Below are 19,855 nucleotides of genomic sequence, written 5' to 3'. Positions count from 1 at the left end.
CATAGCTGTTGCGGTGGTAACCGTTTCATTTGTAACCACTTAGCCGCCTGGACGTCCATGAGTAAGACCCCTGCCGACAAAGCCGACAAAGCCGACAAGGCTGACAAACAAGCCACGCTCGTCGAAGCGCGTACGCGCATCGACAGCATCGACCAGCAACTGCAGTCGCTCATCAGTGAGCGCGCCCGTTGGGCCCAGCAGGTCGGCCGGGCCAAGGGCCCGTTGAAGGCGGCAGTGGAGTATTACCGACCCGAACGCGAAGCCCAGGTATTGCGTGGTGTCATCGATCGCAACGACGGACCGCTGCCGAATGCGGAGCTGGTGCGTCTGTTTCGCGAAATCATGTCGTCCTGCCTTTCGCAGCAACAGCCGCTGAAGATCGGCTTCCTCGGGCCTGAGGGCACCTTCAGCGAGCAGGCGGTGCGCAAGCATTTCGGTCATGCCGCCTACGGCCTGCCGCTGGGCAGCATCGAAGAGGTCTTCCAGGAAGTCGCCGCAGGCAATGCGGATTTCGGTGTGGTCCCGGTGGAGAACTCGGGGCAGGGCATGATCCAGATGACCCTGGACATGTTCCTCGTCTCGAAGGCCACGATCTGCGGCGAGGTGGAGCTTCGTGTCCACCAGAACCTGCTTTCACTCAGTGGCGAGTTGAAGGACGTGAAGCGCGTTTACTCCCATCCCCAGTCGCTGCAGCAGTGCCAGGGCTGGTTGCGCGTGAACCTGCCGGACGTCGAGCGCGTGCCGGTATCGAGCAACGCCGAAGCCGCGCGCATGGCCCGCCACGCGCCGGAATCCGCTGCGATCGCCGGCGAAACGGCCGGTCGCGTCTACGGGCTGAAGACCATCGCTGGCCCGATCGAAGACCGCTCGGACAACACCACGCGCTTCCTCGTCATCGGTCGCTCCATCTTCCCGCCGTCGGGTAACGACCGCACGTCGCTGCTCGTCTCGGTGAAGGACAAGCCGGGTGCGCTGTATGACGTACTCAGCCCCCTCGCGAAACACGACATCAGCATGAACCGCATCGAATCGCGTCCCGCGCATACGGGCAAGTGGCAGTACGCGTTCTTCATCGATGTCTCCGGCCACGTGGAGGGCGAAGCGCTGCAGGCTGCGCTCGCCGAAATGAAGCCGGCCGCCGCGGATGTGCGTGTGCTCGGCTCCTACCCTGTTGCTTTGCCATGACCGCCGCGTTCGATGCGGCGACGCTCGCCAACCGGGCGACGTCGGCCCTGCGTGCGTACGATCCCGGTCATGACCTCCCTGCGCTGAGGTTGCAGTTCGGCGCGGTGCTGTCCGAGCTCGGTTCCAACGAAAACCCGCTTGGCCCGAGCCCGTTGGCCATGCGCGCTGCCACGCGGGTGCTTGAAGACATCTGGCGTTATCCCGATCCGCTCGGTGCGTCGCTGAAGCGCCGGTTGTCGAATGAGCTTGGCGTGCCGGTCCCCGGCATCACGCTGGGTAACGGCTCGCACGAGCTGCTGATGTTGCTGGCGCAGTGTTTTGCGGATGCCGAGCACCCGGTGGTGCACTCGCAGTACGGCTTCGCCGTGTTTCCGATCGCCGCGGCCGCGGCGGGTGCGCCGTCCGTCGCGGTGCCGGCGTTGCCCGCCGATCACCCGGAAGCGCCGTATGGTCACGACCTGGAAGCGATCGCTGCCGCGGTAACGCTATCGACGCGCATCGTCTACCTTGCCAACCCGAACAACCCGACGGGCACGTGGTTTACCGACGCCGCGCTCGAGGACTTCCTCGGCAAGGTCCCGGCGCACACGCTGGTTGTGGTCGACGAGGCGTATCACGAATACGTCGATGCGGCGGGCCTCAGCACGGCGATGCACCTGCTGGGTCGCTTTCCGAACCTCGTCGTGACGCGCACGTTCTCCAAGGCCTACGCCCTGGCGGGGCTGCGCATCGGTTACATGCTCAGCCATCCTTCGGTCGCCGCCGTGTGCGAGCGCCTGCGTGAATCGTTCAACGTCAACGGCGTGGCCCTGGCTGCTGCTGAAGCGTCGCTCGGCGATCACGAGCATCGGGCACGCGTGCGTGACACCAATCACCGTGATCGCGCATGGCTGGCCGAGGCGCTCACCGCGCGAGGCCTGCGTGTGCTGCCGTCGCAAACCAATTTCCTGCTCGTCGACCTGGGTCGCGACGCCGTCGATTTCGAAGCGCATCTTTTCGAACGCGGCGTGATCGTGCGTCCCATGGGCGGCTATCGCCTGCCGCACACCGTGCGAATCAGCGTCGGTAGCCGCGCCGAGCTGCAACGTCTCCTGGAGAATCTGCCATGAACCGCCTGGATTGGCGCAGCCGCGCCGCCGCCGGCCCCTTGCGTGGCGATGTCGTCGTCCCCGGCGATAAATCCGTGTCCCATCGCGCGCTGATGTTCGGTGCGCTGGCTGAAGGCACCTCGCATATCCGCGGCTTCCTCGAAGGCGAGGATACGCGGGCGACGGCGGCCATCCTCGGCCAGCTCGGCGTGCGTTTCGAAACGCCTGCCGTCGGCGAGCGTCTTGTCCATGGCGTGGGCCTGCATGGTCTGCGTGGCACGGCCGAGCCACTCGACTGCGGTAACGCGGGAACCGGCATGCGCCTGCTCGCCGGCCTCCTCGCCGGGCAGGCCTTCGATTCGACGCTGGTCGGCGACGAATCGCTGTCGCGCCGGCCGATGCGTCGCGTCACCGACCCACTCACGACCATGGGCGCGTCGATCGACACCGACGACGGCAAGCCGCCCCTGCGCATCCACGGTGGCGCGAAGCTGAAGGGCATCACGTATCACCCGCCGGTAGCCAGCGCGCAGATCAAGTCGGCGCTTTTGCTGGCCGGCCTGTATGCCGACGGCAAGACCGAAGTCATCGAACCGCACCCGACGCGCGATTACACCGAGAGCATGTTGAAAGCGTTTGGCTGGCCGATCGAATATTCGCCGGGCAAGGCGACGGTCGAAGGCGGCCACACGCTGCGCGCGGTCGACGTGGACGTGCCGGCGGATATCTCCTCGGCGGCGTTCTTCATCGTCGCGGCCTGCATTGTCCCCGGCTCGGCGCTGCGCCTGAAAGGCGTCGGCCTGAATCCGCGTCGCACCGGCTTGCTCGCCGCACTGGAACTGATGGGTGCCGACATCTCCGTGGAAAACGAACGCAGCAGCGGTGGCGAAGACATCGGCGATCTCGTCGTTCGTTACCGGCGCCTGCACGGCGTCGCGCTGCCGCTGGACATCGTGCCGGACATGATCGACGAGTTTCCCGCCTTGTTCGTCGCGGCTGCTGTCGCGGACGGGCTCACCACGATCCGTGGCGCTGCCGAGCTGCGTGTGAAGGAGTCGGATCGCATAGCTAGCATGGCCGCAGGCTTACAGGCCTGCGGCGTAAAGATCGACGAACTGCCCGATGGCGCGATGATCCAGGGCGGCACGATAGGCGGTGGCGCGATCGACAGCCATGGCGATCACCGTATCGCCATGAGCTTCGCCATCGCCGGGCTCGTGGCGTCGGCGCCGATCACCATCGGCGATTGCGCCAACGTCGCCACCTCGTTTCCCGGTTTCATGGAACTCGCCAACGGCGTGGGATTCCAGCTGGAAAGCGCAAGCTGATACATGGCTCCCGTGACGGGAAGGCGCTACGCTTTGCCTTCCTGTTACGGATGTCGTCATGGCCGAGAAGATCCCTCCGTTCGTCGTCGTGGTGCCCGCACGCTTCGGCTCGACCCGCCTGCCGGGCAAGCCGCTGCTGAAGATCGACGGTGAATCGATGATCCGGCGCGTGGCGGCCCGCGCAGGGCAGGCCGGTGCTGCCCAGGTTGTCGTAGCGACCGACGACGACCGCGTCGCCCGCGAGTTGCGCGGATGCGGCGACATCCTCGTCTGCATGACCCGCGAGGACCACGCTTCCGGCAGCGACCGCATCGCCGAAACCGTCAGTCATTTCGGCTGGCCCGAAGACACGATCGTGGTGAACCTGCAGGGCGACGAGCCCTTCGCGCCCGCAGCCGGCATCCGTGCCGTGGTCGCGACGCTGGCCGGCGACGAGGCGCCCATGGCCACCCTGGCCACGCCGATCACCCATGCCGACGAATTCTTCGACCCGAACATCGTGAAGGTCGTCCGAGCCAGCAACGGCCGGGCGCTTTACTTCACCCGCTCGCCGGCCCCATGGGCGCGCGATCCCTTCGCCGTCAGCCGCGAGCGCCTTCCGGCCGACGTCCCGTTTCTGCGCCACATCGGCATCTATGCCTATCGCGCGGGCTTCCTGCGCCGCCTGGCAGCCCTCCCGCGGACCCCGTTGGAGCGGGCGGAGTCGCTGGAGCAGCTGCGAGCTCTGGAGCACGGCTACGCCATCTCGGTCCAGCTGACCCCGGAGCCATTCCCGCCGGGTATCGACACGGCCGAGGATCTCGTCCGGGCAGAGCGCTGGCTGGCCTCAGGCGGCCACTGAGCTTCGTGGGGATTCCCCTACGGCCCGGCGAGGGCGAGCCCGACACCCAGAGCTGGCCTGCGCCGGGCGCGCCAGCAAGGGCGAACCCTTAATCTATCCCTGTCGCCACTGTCATCCCCCAAGGACGGCGACACCCCACGGAAGGTTAGCGCCGGCATGGTCCCCCCACCATGTCGGCGTTTTTCGCGTCTGGTCAACGCCGACACGCTAAAATGTCGGCCATGGAGCACACCGAGTCGCATCCGTTCGACGGCAAGGCCTTCGTCCGACACCTCACCACTTCGCCAGGCGTCTACCGCTATTTCGATGCGGAGGACGAGCTGTTGTACGTGGGTAAGGCCGCGAACCTCAAAAAGCGCGTCAGCAATTACTTCCTCAAGCCGCCGATGGATCCGCGCATCGCCTCGATGGTGTCGCAGATAGCGCGGGCGGAAGTCACCCTGACACGAACCGCGGGCGAAGCACTGCTGCTCGAGTCGCAGCTGATCAAGTCGCTCAAGCCGCGCTACAACATCGTGCTGCGCGACGATAAGAGCTACCCGTATATCTATCTTTCAGCGGGTGAGGAGTATCCACGCCTCGGCTTTCATCGCGGCGCGAAGACCGGGCCCGGCCGGTATTTCGGTCCGTACCCGAGCACCTTCGCCGTGCGCGAAAGCCTTGGCCTGATGCAGAAGCTGTTCAAGGTGCGTCAGTGCGAGGACAGTTACTTCCGTAACCGCTCGCGGCCGTGTCTTCAGCATCAGATCGGTCGCTGCAGCGCACCCTGCGTGCGCCTGATCGATGTGCCCGATTACCAGAACGATGTGCGCCATGCCGAAATGTTCCTCGAAGGCCGCAGCAGCGCGGTGATCGACGAGCTCGCGGTAGCCATGGATCAGGCCAGCATGGCGCTGAACTTCGAGCGCGCGGCCACACTGCGTGACCAGGTCTCGGCGCTGCGCAAGCTGCAGGCTCAGCACTTCGTGCAGGGTGCCAGCGCGGATATGGACGTCATTGCGTGCTGTATGGAAGGTGGCATGGCCTGCGTGAGCGTGCTGTTCTTCCGCAATGGCGTTAGCCTGGGTTCGCGTGACTTCTTCCCGCGCCTGCCCATCGATGCGTCCGTGGGTGATGTGCTCGCCCAGTTCATTGCACAGTACTACCTGGAACGCCAGGTGCCGCGCGAGCTGGTGCTGAGCGATCCGGTGGAAGATATCGACGTGCTGGCGCAGGTGCTTTCCGATCACGCGGGTTATGTCGTTTCCCTGAAGCCCAGTGTGCGCGGCGAGCGTGCACGATTCCTCGAAATGGCCCAGCGCAACGCCAGCGCGGCGCTCACATCGCGTCTCGCCAGCCGACACACCTTGCTGGCGCGTTTCGATGACCTGCAGAAGGTGCTGGCGCTCGAGGCGCCGCCGCGTCGGATCGAGTGCTTCGATATCAGTCATACGCGTGGCGAGCTGACGGTCGCTTCGTGCGTGGTGTTCGGTCCCGAAGGGCCAGAAAAGTCGCATTACCGTCGCTTCAATATCGCGGGCATCACGCCGGGTGACGACTACGCCGCCATGCACCAGGCCCTGACGCGTCGCTTCAAGAAGGTCGTGGAGGGTGGTGCGAAGCCGGACATCCTTCTCATCGACGGTGGTGCGGGACAGGTGGGGCAGGCGGTGGATGTGCTGCGCGAACTGGGTGTCGAGGGCATCCGCGTGGTGGGCGTGGCGAAGGGTCCCGGACGTCGCGCGGGCGAAGAAACGCTGGTGCTCGCGGAAACGGGGAAGACCCTGCATCCGGGTACCTCGTCGCCCGCGCTGCATCTGGTTGCCGCGGTTCGTGACGAAGCGCACCGTTTTGCGATCAGCGGACATCGTCGACGCCGTGAAGCCGCTCGTGAACGGAGCACGCTGGAAGATGTGGCAGGCGTGGGTGCGCGTCGTCGCGCGGCGCTGCTGAAGGCTTTTGGTGGTCTTGCCGGAGTCGAAGCGGCCGGCGTGGAAGAATTGATGAGCGTGAAGGGGATTGATCGCGGCCTCGCCGAACGCATCTATGCCATGCTTCACCCCTAAGTTGCATGCGACCGACTATGCGAATCAACCTGCCTACCTGGCTGACCCTCTTCCGCGTGCTCCTGCTCCCGGTCATGGTCGTCGTCTTCTATCTGCCATTTCGCTGGTCGAACCTCGGCGCCGCCGCGGTCTTCGTCGTCGCCGGATTCACCGACTGGCTAGACGGTTACCTGGCCCGCCGCATGAACCTGACCTCCGCCTTCGGCGCCTTTCTGGATCCCGTGGCCGACAAGCTCATGGTGGCGGTGACCCTGTTCCTGCTGGTGCAGTCCCACCCCGGGCGGCTGGCAGGGGGTACTTCTCGCCGTCACGGCGTCGGTGATCGTCGGCCGTGAGATCAGTGTCAGCGCGCTACGCGAGTGGATGGCGCAGATCGGCGCACGCTCGAAAGTGAAGGTGGCCTTCCTCGGCAAGCTGAAGACGCTGGCCCAGATGGTGGCCCTGGTGGTGCTGCTGGTTCAGCACGACACCGAATCCCTCGCCTCATACAATGTGGGCGAAACGTTGCTGGTCCTCGCCGGCATCCTGACCATCTGGTCGGGTGTGGACTATCTACGGGCTGCGTGGCCCAGTCTGCGCGGGGATTCAGACGACGTGAAAAAAAGTGAAAAAAAATCGGCGTAAGGTGGTTGACACATTTCCGATCTGATTTAGAATAGCTGGACAACGACGCGGGAATAGCTCAGTTGGTAGAGCACGACCTTGCCAAGGTCGGGGTCGCGAGTTCGAGTCTCGTTTCCCGCTCCATGTAATTCTACAAAACCTCGGACCTCCGAGGTTTTGTTTTTTAAGCGCTTCGCGGTTAATCTCGCGCTGCGCAAGCGATGGCCGGGTGGCAGAGTGGTCATGCAGCGGACTGCAAATCCGCGTACGCCGGTTCGATTCCGACCTCGGCCTCCATCGCATTTCGAAGGCGCAACCGTTAAAGCGGCTGCGCCTTTTTTTTCTTCCGCCCGGATGGCGAAACCGGTAGACGCAAGGGACTTAAAATCCCTCATCCGTAAGGGTATGTGGGTTCGAGTCCCACTCCGGGCACCATGTCTCACAACGGTTAGAGCGAGTCGCAATGACCGCAGTCGTCGGCAACCGTAAAACTCACCGTAAAATTCAGGTCTTTTCTGACGTGCCAACGACGGGAACATCGAAGCTGGAGATTGGACTCGCCCGCGTGCACGCGCAGCCGATAGTCCCTAAGCTCCCCAGCGGGTACCCGCTCATCCTTCGGCATCGGCTCCTTCTTTTTGCGCGGCTTGGCGCCTACCTCGCTCGAAGATCTGTTCTGACAGCCAGCTAGTCGCGTCGACGGCTATGTTACTCGCTGACACACTCCGGTCTTCGCGGACGAGAGAAGGAAGGGTTGATTGTGGCGACAATCCGCCACCCACGGACGCGCTGTGGATATCAAGCCGGGAAGACGACTGCAGCATCTGGAATACACGGAGGTTACGATGAACGACATGACCGAATTTCGACTCACCTACGATGGTCCTGCACTCGCAAGCCACGAGATGGACCCTCGCGAACTGGCTCCCGCGCTGCTGGCCATGGCTGACCTGCTCGAAGCATCTGCGAGGGTGCTATACGGCAACGATGCAAAGGTAAAGGTGAGCGTAAAGGGGTCATTCAAGACCGGCAGCTTCAACATTGATTTTGTCGCGAATGCGGTCGCTATATTGTCGGCACTCGGCGTCGTCGGTAAGGGGATGATTTCCCTCCTGAAGTGGCTGAGAAACCGTACGCCTGACCGAACCGAGCTGATCGAACCGGGCCCTGACGGAAAACCGCGTGTCCGCATCTTTGTCGGCGACGAGTACTACGACGTAGAGAAGGGAGCACTGGATCTTCTGCGTGACGTTGGCGTGCGGAAGGCCCTGGACAAGACACTCGCGCCTCTCGACAAGCCTGGAATCGATACGTTCGCGTTAGGCCAAGGCACAGCGATCAATGTCACAGTCCACGAAAACGAGCGCATGTACTTTGTCGCACCAGCAAACGCGGAGGAGCGTCTACTGATCGACGATCTGCGAACCATGGCGTTCTCGATAGTCTCCCTTGCATTCAAGGAAGATAATAAGTGGCGGCTTTCCGATGGGTCGTCCACCATCAGTGCCACCATCTCCGACGAGCAATTTCTTCATGGGGTCAATACCAACGTCGAGTCGTTCGCGAAAGGTGACTCCTTGGTATGCACAGTGCGAGTAAGACAGTGGCAGACGGCGAATGGTCCGCGAACGGAATACGAGGTGGTTCGCGTAAATGACCACCTCCATGCAGCACGGCAGATCGAGCTACCGTGGATATCTTTTATCGACGACGAAGGCGACAGCGAGGCACCGCCCCTCGCTCTGCCGACTCCCGTCGAATAGTTCGCGCCGGCAAGCGCTTCCGTTAGCGGCCTCAATATGGCCCTAGGGACGCAATAAAGGGGCAGGCCGCTGATGTACTTTCTCTTTAAAGCAGCGCGCCCGCACCTCACGTAACGCGCAAAGGCAGCCCCTTCCGCCGCCGATGTACCTCATAAAAACCCGCCGTATGATAAAGCTGCGCCCCAGGATGGCTCTCTTCGGCCTCCTCCCGGCAAAGGAAAAACGTGTGCAGACCGATGGTCCGTCGGTGGACAATCGTGAGCTCACGAATGGCAAGCGCGTCGGCGACGACCGGCATTCCGGCGTCCGGCGAGGGGCGCACAGCGAAGGGAAGGGCGGTCCAGTCCGTCAGCGCCTCCTTGTGATGCTCGCTGACTTCATAGACCTGCGCACGCATGCTGCCAGGCACATACGACAAGGCGAGGCGCGAGCCTTCCTGCATATGGGGCTCGGACACATTCGTGCTTCGCAGAGCCAAAGAAAACAGCCCTGAGCGTGACAACTTCCCGATGAGGTCCATGGGGAACATGTTCCGATGATCAGTCTCTTGTACCGACACCAGCGCAACGGGCCGCGGAGACAGATAAACAATCATCAGGTACTGGGCTGCTTTTGCGTCCAGGTTCATCCGCGCCGACTTGCGATTGCGTTCCAGCGTTCGCCGCTGCCGCCAACCCTCCCATCGCCGCTGAAACCAGCCAAGACAGTAGTGGTGGCCCGACACAACCCGATAGAACGTTATCGGTGGCGAGTCAGAGATATCCTCCATTCGAATCAGTCGTAGCCGGCCCAGGACCGTCGCGGTGGCCTTGTCTGCATAAGTGAGTACCGCGCGATCACCCGCGTCTACACTCGTCGCAATCACGAGGGGGTTGAGGGAGGCTACGGTGTGATCGTGACTTACATCTTCTTCGATGCCGCGTCCCCGCAACGTCGCCGTCGTCGGCTGTGACCTGCGATCCATGGCAACCGCCGCCCACTGCGGAATCGGCCGTACCAGCGCGCGCAGGCGCCCTAGATACGCCTTCATGGGCATCTCATTGCCTCCGTAAGAGGAGAAACATGTAGTACTGCCCCGCCCAGCCGAGGCCCCGTGGTGTCAGGCGCTCCAGGCGGAAGTGTGGCGCCGCTGCGCGCACGATCGTTCCCGGAGAAAAGCGGTGGATGCCGCTCTCGCTGTCGATCGCGTATCGCCCGGTTCGAAGCAGCGTGTGCAGGTTTTCCCTCCACCAACGGTACCGGATGTCACCGAGGTAATAAGGGTTCAGGAAGTTTGCTAAAACGAATCCGCCGGACGGAATGGCGGCGGCGAAGTCCGCGAAGAGCTGGGTGTGATCGGCGAAGTGATTCAGGACGGCGAAGTTCGCCGTCACCGCGTGTACCGGCTGATCATGCGGCGCGGAGACGGGAACGACCGTCCGACCTTCGATTTCGTCCGCGCAATATTGGGCAAGGTACGTCCGCATCGCGGGGTCCGGCTCGTAGACGAAGGTGCGATGCCCGTGCGTGGCGAATACCTTCGCATCGAGCCCGGTTCCTGCCCCGAAATCCAGGATGTCTGCCCCGGCCGGGAGCCGCGTGAGGGCCATTCGTTGGAACTGCGCGCGCGCCCGTCGGTCGCCTCCCGATCGCTGAATGACGTCGTGGTACTGCTGGCCGGTGTGCATGCGAGATGTCTCACGCGAAACTATTAGGTGCCCTGGCAGGGACGAAGGGTTGTCAATGAGGCCGGCCGTTTGATCCCGGCCGGGGGAGGGGGCGGGGTGCCGAGCGCCTGTTGCTCCAGCTAGAATGCGCTGCCCCAAGGGCCTCACCGGCTATCTGGTCGGGAGTCGAACTGGAACAGGGAATTTCATGAAGAACGTTCTTCTTATTTCGGCTGCAGTCGCTGCGGCCCTCTCGATGTCGTGGGCCGCATACGCGGACAGCCAGGGTGCCTTCGTCCAGGCAAACATTGGCCGGACGAACGCCAACGCCAATGCGAAGGACAGCTCCGGCTATGGCGCGCTGGGTGGCTATCGCTGGGCGGTGGATGCGCCTTTCTACCTCGGCGTGGAAGGGGGTTATATGAACCTCAGTCGGCAGACCTTTACAGCACGAACCGGCGTGGACTTTGTCGACGCGACAGGTGCGCATACGTTGACAGGCGAGAGCCGAATCAAGTCGAAGAACGAAGCGTTGCTTCTCGGCGTCAACGGAAAGTGGGAGCTGCCAGCCCAATACTTTATTACCGCGCATGCAGGCGTCGCCCGCTACCGGAATGACGTGCAGATACATTCGACGGGCACGCTGGACGGTCAGCCCACCGATGGCTCGCACGACCACTTCCGTTACTACGATACGAGCTATTACGCAGGCGTCGGGTTCGGCTATGACTTCAATCCGCAGGTCAGCCTGAGCTTCAACTACGACCACTACGCGCCTCAGTACGAAGCGTTCGGTATCAAGGACAAGGTCAAGTTCGACGCGTACTCCGCGGCAGTGGAATTCCGGTTCTAAGAACCGTGCTGGCGCCCCTCATCGACCCGTCGACAGGGGCACGGAAAATGGCGGCCTGATTTTCGGTGGTGAACGGGGGCCGCACGGCATCAAGGAATCGAATGCTCATCTGTAGTTCGACGCGTACGAGCAGGACCAGACGATGTCGCTCGCCTCGTCGCACCACGGCAGGCAGCGTCAGCCAGATGCTGCCTGCGAGCTGACGTAAAGTGTCTTGGAACTAGGCTCTCGCCGTATCGTCCTCACCTTTGACCGAGTGCCCGCTACGCGCCAGCTCTGCGCGCCGCACGTACTCGTCGCGAATCTTGTCGAGGGATGCCTGATCGAGGCTTTCCAGATCCATTAACTCGTCCTTCGCACCTTTCATCGCGCTGATCAGCTCATCCAGTTTCAGATGCACGGCGCATGAGTCGCGGTTCTGCGAACTCTGGATAAGAAACACCATCAGGAAGGTCACGATGGTGGTGCCGGTGTTGATTACCAGCTGCCAGGTTTCGCTGTAATGGAAGAAGGGGCCGCAAGCCGCCCACACAACGACCAGCGCGGCGGCGGTGATCGACGCCGTTGGTGTTCCCGATGCGGTGGCGGCCCAACTGGCGAGGCGGTCGAAAAGTGACTTTGAGTCGGGCATCGGGGCGCGTCCGGTGAAGTGAGCATCAGAGGCCCTGATGCTCGCTGAATCACCGTGATTTTCCTGTGGCGCCGAGCGCGTCCCGCAACCGAAATATCTTGCGAACGCAGATGCTTTATATCCGTCGAATCAATCGTCGAGCGGCTCGCCGCGATGATCTTCGTCCATCCATCCACGACGCTTCTGCATCGCCCATTCGACGTCGCGCGCGATGGAACCGGAGATGTCCGCTCCGCGCAGGAACTCGGTCAGGATCTGTCTTTTCCCGAGGCCGAGGAAGGCGGCCTGGTTTTCGTACGAGCACACGCCCAACCAGTCCAGCTCGATGAGTGCGCCCCGAAGATTCGCCCGCCGGATGAGCTGGACGCCATCGTCGGGAGAGGTCAGGTGCTGGTCGCGCCGCGAGATGTAGGTCGCTCGACGCCGGTGTGGCGCCAGCCGGGTGGACGCGGTGTTGAAGTTGCCCATGGACGGATGCTCCGGAAGGGGCGTCTGTCTGTGACGCCCACATCCGCGAGTACGCGTGAATCTTCCGGCGCTTGCTACCGTAGTTCTACCTATTGGCGGTTTTTTGTCGCCGCGCGGGTCAGGGCGTTTGCGCGCCAGCTCATCAGCGGAGTGGTCGTTCCGCCATGAATGAAGATGCTCAGGGCGACCACGGTCAGCACGATGGTGGCGAGATCGTCGCCGTCACGACCCGCCAGCCCGTGCGTGAGGGCATAGGCCAGGTAGTTGAGGCTGCCGAGGCCCCGGATGCCAAACCACCCCAACAGAAGCCGCCGCTGCCATGGCAGGCGGTCTCCGGCGGTCGACAGCCAGACCGACACTGGCCGGATGCCCACGAAGAGGATCAGGGCTATCAGGGCGCCATCCCAGCTAAACGCGGGCAAGACGGCCACGCCCACGACGAAGACCAGCGACGCACCAATCAGCCGCTCGATCGTGTCGCCGAAGGAGAGTGCATCCGACACCACCCAGCCCACGGTCTGTACGGGGTGATCGTTGCCGGCGGTGCTGCGTTCGTTGGGTCTGACGAGCAGTTCCGCGGGCGCTGTCGAGCCGTCCGGCGGCGCCTCGTCGTCACTTTCTGCCGAATGTCGGGTGGCGACGCGCAGTTCGACCCGGCGCAGACCGACGCCGGCGGCGAAGGCGGCCAGGAACCCGGAGGCATGCAACAGCTCGGCGCCACCGTAAGCGAGGGCCATGATGCCCAGCGCCAGGAAGTCGCTCGGCGCGACATCCTGCGTGACGTGCCGCAGATGCGTCCCTGCCCAACCGATGCCCCATCCGATGGCAAAGCCCAGGCCGATGCCGGCGAGCCACTCCCAGGCGAGATCGACCGTCAGCCAGTGAATCCACAGATCGGTCCCTACCTCGCGCGCGCCGATCAGTGACAGCGCCAGCAGAAGAAAGGGCAGGGCTGTGCCGTCGTTGAGGCCCGCTTCTCCTGACAGCGCTACGCGGAGCGCATCGTCGTCGCGAGCGTCATCTACGGACACCAAGTTGGCCAGGACCGGATCGGTGGGCGAGAGGATCGCAGCGAGGGCGAGGGACACCGGCCAGGACCAGCCGAGCACCGCGTGCGCCAGAAGGGTCATACCGGCGATGGTAAGCAGCATGCCGGGGACGGCAAGACGCGCCGCTGTCATCCATCCGCCATGCCGAAAAGACACCCGTAACTTCAGACCCGTGATGAAGAGCGACACCACCAGGCCCGTCTCCGTCACCGCGCGCAGCCAGCCGGCGTTGTCGTGGTCGAACGAGACATGCGCGAGATTCAACATGGCCGGACCGACCGCGATACCAGCGGCAAGGTAAACGGCGAACGATGTGATCGGTCCGCGGCGAATCAGGCCGGCGGCCATTGAAGTGGCCACCAGCAGGACGCCGATAAAAAGGACCCACGCGAAATAACTCATGCGCCATGCTCGGCGCTGCGCCATGAAACGGGTGCGAAGGACGAATCCTAGGGATTCGTGCCGCTGCCCTCGCCATCGGCCCCTGGCTTGTTCGCGCAGGATGCGCGATTCAGTGCACGGGTGGCGTCGGTGTCGTCGGAGGTCGCCAGGCGGGCAAGGCAGTCGTCGTAGCTTTCGCGGCCGGAAGGGGCGTTCAGGGCGAAGTACGCAGCGGCAACGGCGATAGCCAGGGCGATGGCGATCCAGGGCGCAAAGTCGGCGAGGGTTCGGCGCATCGGATAGCGGAATCAGGTGGATGACGGCTCGTATAGTGGCCGTCGCGATGGACGTTGTCGACGTCGACACGTGTGAGGAAGCTTAACCCCCGGGCTTCACGATCTTCGCATGCCGCGGCGCCGAAGCTGCGTTCATCGCAAGATCGTGGGGAGCGCACCATGTCCACCGAACATACGAATGCCCTGGGGGCGATGGCGGCGGGCAAGCTGCTTGCCATGGCGACCGGCGGTCGCTGGGTGCCTACTATTCTCATTCTGGCCGGCATTATCCTGCTACGCCGGCGCGTAGCCGCGAGGGCCTTGCGTCGCGACGGCCACCGTCCTGCCTTGGAAAGTAGTGCGGGAAAGTAGCGCCGACGCGTCGCCTTCGACGCGCCGACGCCAGGCCACGTCCTTACTTCTTCGTCTGGTGATTGTCTTCGCCCGTGTCATCGAGCGGGTCGCCTGATGCGTCGGTTTCCGGCTCGCGGGTCGGGCCCTTGTCGCCCGGCGGATCGTTCTGCCCTGGATGCTGCGGTGGGCGATTTTTCTCATTAGCCACGGGTTGCGCTCCGTCAATGTAAGGACGCTCAACCTTGCGTGGTCGGTGTTGACGATGTCGTGCCCGCTATGTGACGGCGATGTGGCGAACGCCTAGTGCGCCTTGCGTTTACGGCTGTTGCACACGCTGCTGTCCGGGGTGCTCAGCGTTGCGAACACGGAGATTGCCGTGTGGCATGCCTGGTCCGTCAATAAAGGCGTCACAACCGCCATCCATCCTTCTGCGAAGGAGCTCTCGTCTTGGGGCTGGCATGCCGGTGTATACCTGCACATGGCTTCGGCCATGGCGGCAATCAGCGCCGGCGGATCGGGATGTGTAGCCATGGCGGCTTCGAGCGCCGATTCCAGCGCGGCAAGCTTGCCGAGGAGGTAGGGTCTGTCTTCCATGAGAAAAAGCACGTCCTTCGTGTACGCCTACAAACAGGCGTGGGCGACGATGACACGAACATCAGGTCATGTCACCTCACGTAGCACGGCCTCTACCGCTACAGGCCGTCGTGACCGAGGTCGATGATATGTGCACGCTGGTTGTCTCGCCTGCACATCTGGCATTGTATGCATCCGCAGGCCGCGCGCGATCGTTTGGCGCGCAACGAAGCACAGTCGGCCCAGGGAGGGCACTTAATGATTAACGTTGTATTGGTCGACGACCACGAGTTGGTCAGGACCGGTTTCCGGATGATCCTGCAGCAGCAAGCAGATCTCCGGGTCAGGGGAGAGGCGGGCACGGCGGAAGAGGGCCTGCGGCTCATCCGTACGCTGGCTCCTGATATCGCACTAGTGGATGTACACATGCCGGGAATGAGTGGTGTGGAACTCACCGAGCGCGTGGTACGCGCCAAGCTGCGCACGAATATCGTCATTCTCACGATCGTGGACGATGCACGCTTTCCGAAGCGGCTTCTGGATGCGGGCGCGCTTGGCTACCTCACCAAAGGTTGTTCATCGGACGAGTTGCTGAGCGCCGTGCGCCAGGTCGCTTCCGGCCGGCGTTATCTCGCGCCGTCGGTCGCGCAGCAGCTTGCGCTGGCCACGCTGGATGGCTCGGAGTCGCCGTTCGACACGTTGTCCACGCGTGAGATGGAAGTCTCGATGATGCTGGTTCGCGGCATGCCGCTGACGTCGATCGGTGAGCGCCTCAACCTGAGTCCGAAAACGGTCTCCACGTACAAGCAGCGCTTGATGGAAAAACTGCACGTCGACCACGTGGTCGGACTGGCTCACCTGATGACGGTGCATGGACTGCTCGACACGCACAACCACCAGGTTGGCAATTGAGATAGTTCGCAAGCTCCGACGCAAAAACGCCGGGCAATGCCCGGCGTTTTTTTGTCGCTTAGCAACGGGGAGGCCGAGGCCTCCCCGCTTTCTGCTTAGTGCTCGTCGCGCGGGGTTTCACCGTGCGACGACTCCTGGCGCGGGCGCGTCAGGAGATCGCCCTGCGCCGGCGGCGTCGTCGCTTCGACCGTGGTCGAAACAACCGTCGGGGCAGGCGCAGGTGCAGCAGCAGGCTCGGTGACCGGGATCGGCGCTGCGACGACCGGGGCCGGGGCAGGTGCTGCTACCGGAGCAGCAACGGGTGCCGGCGCAGGTGCCGCGACCGGAGTCGGAGCCGGGGCAGCGACCGGAGTGGCGACCGGGGCCGGAGCAGGTGCCTCTACCGGTGCCGTAACCGGCGCCGGGGCGGTTGCCGCGGCTTCCGGAGCAGGGGCCGGAGCGGCCACCGGCGTCGGCTCGGCAGCGGTCACCGGTGCGGGCGTCGCCTGCACCTGCTGGACCGGCGGAGCCACGGTTTCGTCAGCCACCGGCTTCGGCGCTGGCGCAGCCACGACAGCCTCGACGCGCGTCGGGGCGGCCGGTGCCGGGGCGGCGGGCGTTGCCGGGGTCGCTTCCGTTTCCGGCAGCATGCCGCGAGCCGGCGTGTCGAGCACGGACGACTGCTTTGCCGGCGTCGCCAAGGCGATCGGCGTCGTTTCCGCCGTCGTCAGTGGTGCGTCCGATTCCGTCTGGCGACGTTCGGTCGTGCGCGTCTGCGCCGAGTCGGCCGGCGTGGCCGGATCGACAGGATGCGCGTGCGACGTGGCTGGTGCGGCGGTGCCCGGGATAGGCGGCAGCTTCGGCAGCGAGGTCAGCGTGAGTGCCGACGGCACCGACTCGTCATCGCCATGCGCATGAGCGGACGGCGCCGTGACCGCAGCCGGAGCCGGGGCGGGACGGGTCGCTTCATTGCGCGGTGCTTCGACGGCGAACGCGTTCTCGGCGGCGGCAGCGGTGTCGAGCATCGGCGGGACGCTGGCGCTGTCACGCGTGGTACGGGCCGGTGCGTTGTCGACGATATCGTCGCTGTCGTTATCGTTATCGTTCTCGTCGTCATCGAGGTCGTCATTGTTGCCGCCCTCGATCGAACCGGCCTGCGTGCCATCTTCCTGGCGACGACGGCGACGACCACCACGACGACCGCGACGACGGCGCTGGCCGCCCTCAGTGTCCTTGGTTTCGGTGGAAGGTGCGCTGCCATCGGCGGCGAGCGAGCCCTCGACCTGGGTCAGCGCCTCGTCGGTGATGACCGGCGAGATACCCTCTTCGTCGTTCAGCGGTGCATTCGGCTTTTCGGCCGGGAGGCGCACGGCACCGGGTGCCGTCGCCTGCGCAGCGCCGGCTGCGAGGGTGGTGGCCTTCTCGATCTTCTCGATCTTCTCACCCTGCGGCTGACGCTCGCCGCGCGGCTGACGACGGCCCTGGCCTTCGCCCTGGGCCTGCTGCTCCTGGCGGCCGCCCTGGCGACCACCCTGCTGCTGGGGGTCCTTCGGCTGGCGCGGCTGCTTCTCTTCGCCCTGACGCGGCTCACCGCGACCCTGGCCCTGCTGTTTGTTGCCGCCCTTGGCCTGCTGCTGGCCCTTCGGCTGCTGCTGGGCGTTGTCCTTGCGCTCGCCGCGCTCAGGGCGCTCAGGGCGCTCGGCACGCTCGCCGCGTTCACTGCGCTCGCCGCGCTGACGCTGTTCGTTGTTCTTGTTGCGGCCTTCGTTGCCACGACGGTCGTCACGGCGCGGGTTGCGCTCGTTGCGGCCGCTACCCTGGCGCGACTCGTCGCGACGGGCCGGGGTGGGCTCGGGAGCCGGTGCCGCCGGAGCGGAAGAGCCGAAGAGACCACCGAGGAGGCGCGAGAAGAAGCCACCCTTGGCGGCGGGTGCGGCGGCGACCGGGCGTGCCTTGGCGGCAGCGACGGGCGCGGCCGGCGTTTCGTCTTCGTCGTCGCGGATGGGGGCCGGGGTGGACGGGACCACGCCCGTCACCAGCGGCTGCTCACCGCTGCCCAGGGCCTGGCCCATCTTCGGCAGGGCGACGGCGACTACCGGGGTGGTGCGCTCGTAGCTCGGCTTGCTGTGCTCGCCCATGTCCGCTTCGCGGATACGGGTGATTTCAAGATGCGGGGTCTCGAGCTTGTCGTCGGCGACGACAACCACGTGGACGTTGTGGCGCAGTTCGATCTCGACGACGCTGGCGCGCTTTTCGTTGAGCATGAAGTTGGCGACCGCGGGCGGCGCCTGCACCAGGACCTGCCCGGTGTTTTCCTTCATCGCGTGCTCTTCGATGAGACGCAGGGTGGACAGGGCCAGCGATTCGACGCTGCGGATGTGGCCGTGGCCTTCGCAACGCGGGCAGACGATCTGAGTGGCTTCACCCAGGCTCGGGCGCAGGCGCTGACGCGACATTTCGAGCAGGCCGAAGCGCGAGATGCGACCGATCTGGACGCGGGCGCGGTCCGCCTTGAGGGCGTCCTTGAGGCGCTCTTCCACTTCGCGCTGGTGGCGCGGGCTGTCCATGTCGATGAAGTCGATGACGATCAGGCCGCCGGCATCGCGGATGCGCAGCTGGCGGGCGATCTCACTGGCGGCTTCGAGATTGGTGTTGAACGCCGTCTCTTCGATGTCGCTGCCCTTGGTGGCCTTCGACGAGTTGATGTCGATGGCGGTCAGGGCTTCGGTCTGGTCGATAACGATCGAGCCGCCTGAGGGAAGGCGGACGTTGCGCTCGAAGATGCTCTCGATCTGGGTTTCGATCTGGTACCGCGAGAACAGCGGGGTCGGATCCTGGTAGAGCTTGAGCTTGCGCAGGTTGTTCGGCATGACCTGCTGGACGAAGTCGCGGGCGTCGCTGAACAGCTGCTCCTCGTCGATGAGGATCTCGCCGATGTCGTTACGCAGGTAATCGCGCAGGGCGCGGATGAACAGCTTCGATTCCTGGTAGATCAGGAACGGGGCCTTTTGCGAGTTCGCGGCGCCGGAGACCGACTTCCACAGCTGGAGGAGGTAGTCGAGGTCCCACTGGAGCTCTTCGGCGTCGCGGCCCATACCGGCCGTGCGCACGATCAGACCCATGTCGTCGGGCACCGAAAGGTGCTCCATCGCTTCCTTCAGGGCCTGACGGTCTTCGCCCTCGATGCGACGGGAGACGCCGCCGGCACGGGGGTTGTTCGGCATCAGCACCATGTAGCGACCGGCAAGGCTGATGAAGGTGGTGAGGGCGGCACCCTTGTTGCCGCGCTCTTCCTTCTCGACCTGGACGATGATTTCCTGGCCTTCCTTCAACAGCTCGCGGATGTTGGATTTACCTTCCGCGTTCGGGTTGAAGTACTCGCGGGCTACTTCCTTGAGCGGAAGGAAGCCGTGGCGCTCCGCGCCGTAGTCGACGAAGCAGGCTTCGAGGGAGGGCTCTACGCGGGTGATTCGACCCTTGTAGATGTTGGCTTTTTTCTGTTCCCGGGACGGGATTTCGATGTCGAGATCGTAAAGATTCTGGCCATCGACGATGGCAACGCGCAACTCTTCGCGCTGAGTCGCGTTGATCAACATACGCTTCATTGTAATTCCTCGGCCTTGCCGCGCGGCCGCGGGCCGCGGTGGCGCCCTTTGGGGCGGCCTGCCGGGGATCGCGCCGCAGCGGTGAGGCTTCAAGCGGCATGGGATCCGGGACCGATACCTGGACCCGGCGTGATTCGTGATAAGCGCCTTGCAACCGGTCCGCGTCCTTACGGATTAGCCGGACAACCGCAACCCGAACCGCTACGATGTGGGGTGTGCTCACCTTCCGACCCCTCGGACGGAATGGCATGACACTCGCCTTACGTGACGGTACAG

18 protein-coding genes, 3 tRNA genes and 1 pseudogene are annotated in these 19,855 nt (G+C 64.2%); 13 read left to right on the top strand and 9 right to left on the bottom strand.

Annotated features, from left to right (window positions below; genetic code table 11):
- Positions 1-57 precede the first annotated feature (57 nt).
- The 10 genes and pseudogenes from pheA (at position 58) to ACVWWJ_RS16390 (ending at position 8,853) form a co-directional block, all read left to right on the top strand.
- Complete coding sequence (pheA, locus tag ACVWWJ_RS16435; RefSeq protein ID WP_456968727.1) at positions 58-1,185, top strand: prephenate dehydratase; 1,128 nt, start codon at positions 58-60, stop codon at positions 1,183-1,185.
- Positions 1,182-2,294 (top strand): histidinol-phosphate transaminase, encoded by a 1,113-nt coding sequence (gene hisC, locus ACVWWJ_RS16430; RefSeq protein ID WP_456968726.1) that lies wholly within the window; start codon positions 1,182-1,184, stop codon positions 2,292-2,294. Before pheA ends, hisC begins: the two co-directional genes overlap by 4 nt.
- A complete protein-coding gene (gene aroA, locus ACVWWJ_RS16425; RefSeq protein ID WP_456968725.1) occupies positions 2,291-3,601 on the top strand; it encodes a 3-phosphoshikimate 1-carboxyvinyltransferase in 1,311 nt (436 codons plus the stop codon). Before hisC ends, aroA begins: the two co-directional genes overlap by 4 nt.
- 58 nt (positions 3,602-3,659) lie before the next feature.
- Complete coding sequence (gene kdsB, locus ACVWWJ_RS16420) at positions 3,660-4,442, top strand: 3-deoxy-manno-octulosonate cytidylyltransferase (protein ID WP_456968724.1); 783 nt, start codon at positions 3,660-3,662, stop codon at positions 4,440-4,442.
- Positions 4,443-4,663: 221 nt separating this feature from the next.
- Positions 4,664-6,487, top strand: a complete 1,824-nt coding sequence (gene uvrC / locus ACVWWJ_RS16415; protein WP_159893978.1) for an excinuclease ABC subunit UvrC — start codon at positions 4,664-4,666, stop codon at positions 6,485-6,487.
- Between the two features lie 17 nt (positions 6,488-6,504).
- Positions 6,505-7,111, top strand: a pseudogene (gene pgsA, locus ACVWWJ_RS16410) (CDP-diacylglycerol--glycerol-3-phosphate 3-phosphatidyltransferase).
- Between the two features lie 47 nt (positions 7,112-7,158).
- A tRNA-Gly gene (locus tag ACVWWJ_RS16405) sits at positions 7,159-7,234 on the top strand.
- A 79-nt stretch (positions 7,235-7,313) separates the two neighbouring features.
- Positions 7,314-7,387, top strand: a tRNA-Cys gene (locus ACVWWJ_RS16400).
- A 51-nt stretch (positions 7,388-7,438) separates the two neighbouring features.
- Positions 7,439-7,525: transfer RNA gene (locus ACVWWJ_RS16395), tRNA-Leu, on the top strand.
- A gap of 410 nt (positions 7,526-7,935) precedes the next feature.
- Positions 7,936-8,853, top strand: coding sequence for a hypothetical protein (locus tag ACVWWJ_RS16390; RefSeq protein ID WP_456968723.1), 918 nt, complete (start codon positions 7,936-7,938; stop codon positions 8,851-8,853).
- A gap of 106 nt (positions 8,854-8,959) precedes the next feature.
- Here ACVWWJ_RS16390 and ACVWWJ_RS16385 read toward each other — a convergent pair whose 3' ends face one another.
- Complete coding sequence (locus tag ACVWWJ_RS16385; protein ID WP_456968722.1) at positions 8,960-9,883, bottom strand: flavin reductase; 924 nt, start codon at positions 9,881-9,883, stop codon at positions 8,960-8,962.
- 7 nt (positions 9,884-9,890) lie between these two features.
- The gene (locus ACVWWJ_RS16380; protein ID WP_456968721.1) at positions 9,891-10,520 is read right to left on the bottom strand and encodes a class I SAM-dependent methyltransferase; all 630 of its coding nucleotides are present in this window, start codon (positions 10,518-10,520) and stop codon (positions 9,891-9,893) included.
- A 187-nt stretch (positions 10,521-10,707) separates the two neighbouring features.
- Here ACVWWJ_RS16380 and ACVWWJ_RS16375 point away from each other — a divergent pair, with 187 nt between their 5' ends.
- A complete protein-coding gene (locus tag ACVWWJ_RS16375) occupies positions 10,708-11,352 on the top strand; it encodes an outer membrane beta-barrel protein (RefSeq protein WP_456968720.1) in 645 nt (214 codons plus the stop codon).
- 220 nt (positions 11,353-11,572) lie between these two features.
- Here the strand turns inward: ACVWWJ_RS16375 and ACVWWJ_RS16370 are convergent, their stop codons facing one another.
- The 4 genes from ACVWWJ_RS16370 to ACVWWJ_RS16355 all read right to left on the bottom strand — a co-directional run bounded on the left by ACVWWJ_RS16370 (position 11,573) and on the right by ACVWWJ_RS16355 (position 14,177).
- The gene (locus ACVWWJ_RS16370) at positions 11,573-11,983 is read right to left on the bottom strand and encodes a low affinity iron permease family protein (protein ID WP_456968719.1); all 411 of its coding nucleotides are present in this window, start codon (positions 11,981-11,983) and stop codon (positions 11,573-11,575) included.
- A gap of 129 nt (positions 11,984-12,112) precedes the next feature.
- Positions 12,113-12,451 carry a hypothetical protein gene (locus ACVWWJ_RS16365; protein WP_456968718.1) on the bottom strand — a complete coding sequence of 113 codons (339 nt, stop codon included), beginning with the start codon at positions 12,449-12,451 and terminating at the stop codon, positions 12,113-12,115.
- An 89-nt stretch (positions 12,452-12,540) separates the two neighbouring features.
- Positions 12,541-13,902 (bottom strand): cation:proton antiporter, encoded by a 1,362-nt coding sequence (locus tag ACVWWJ_RS16360; protein ID WP_456968717.1) that lies wholly within the window; start codon positions 13,900-13,902, stop codon positions 12,541-12,543.
- Positions 13,903-13,949: 47 nt separating this feature from the next.
- Positions 13,950-14,177, bottom strand: a complete 228-nt coding sequence (locus ACVWWJ_RS16355; RefSeq protein WP_456968716.1) for a hypothetical protein — start codon at positions 14,175-14,177, stop codon at positions 13,950-13,952.
- A 159-nt stretch (positions 14,178-14,336) separates the two neighbouring features.
- On the opposite strand from ACVWWJ_RS16355, the gene ACVWWJ_RS16350 reads away from it, so the two are divergent.
- Entirely contained in the window at positions 14,337-14,528 is a 192-nt protein-coding gene (locus ACVWWJ_RS16350; protein WP_159896924.1) for a hypothetical protein, read from the top strand.
- A 43-nt stretch (positions 14,529-14,571) separates the two neighbouring features.
- Here the strand turns inward: ACVWWJ_RS16350 and ACVWWJ_RS16345 are convergent, their stop codons facing one another.
- Together ACVWWJ_RS16345 and ACVWWJ_RS16340 are read right to left on the bottom strand one after the other, a co-directional pair.
- On the bottom strand, positions 14,572-14,718 hold the full coding sequence (locus ACVWWJ_RS16345; RefSeq protein ID WP_159896922.1) for a hypothetical protein: 147 nt from the start codon (positions 14,716-14,718) through the stop codon (positions 14,572-14,574).
- A 92-nt stretch (positions 14,719-14,810) separates the two neighbouring features.
- On the bottom strand, positions 14,811-15,104 hold the full coding sequence (locus tag ACVWWJ_RS16340) for a hypothetical protein (RefSeq protein ID WP_159896920.1): 294 nt from the start codon (positions 15,102-15,104) through the stop codon (positions 14,811-14,813).
- Between the two features lie 237 nt (positions 15,105-15,341).
- On the opposite strand from ACVWWJ_RS16340, the gene ACVWWJ_RS16335 reads away from it, so the two are divergent.
- Positions 15,342-15,995: a response regulator gene (locus ACVWWJ_RS16335; RefSeq protein ID WP_159896939.1), complete on the top strand. Its 654-nt coding sequence runs from the start codon at positions 15,342-15,344 to the stop codon at positions 15,993-15,995.
- 95 nt (positions 15,996-16,090) lie between these two features.
- On the opposite strand, the gene ACVWWJ_RS16330 is transcribed toward ACVWWJ_RS16335, so the two are convergent.
- Positions 16,091-19,579 (bottom strand): Rne/Rng family ribonuclease, encoded by a 3,489-nt coding sequence (locus ACVWWJ_RS16330; RefSeq protein ID WP_456968715.1) that lies wholly within the window; start codon positions 19,577-19,579, stop codon positions 16,091-16,093.
- Between the last annotated feature and the right edge of the window lie 276 nt (positions 19,580-19,855).

The organism is Luteibacter sp. HA06, assembly GCF_054061215.1.
Note: the sequence above shows the minus strand (reverse complement) of the source record. Positions and strands in the feature narration are given on the sequence as shown.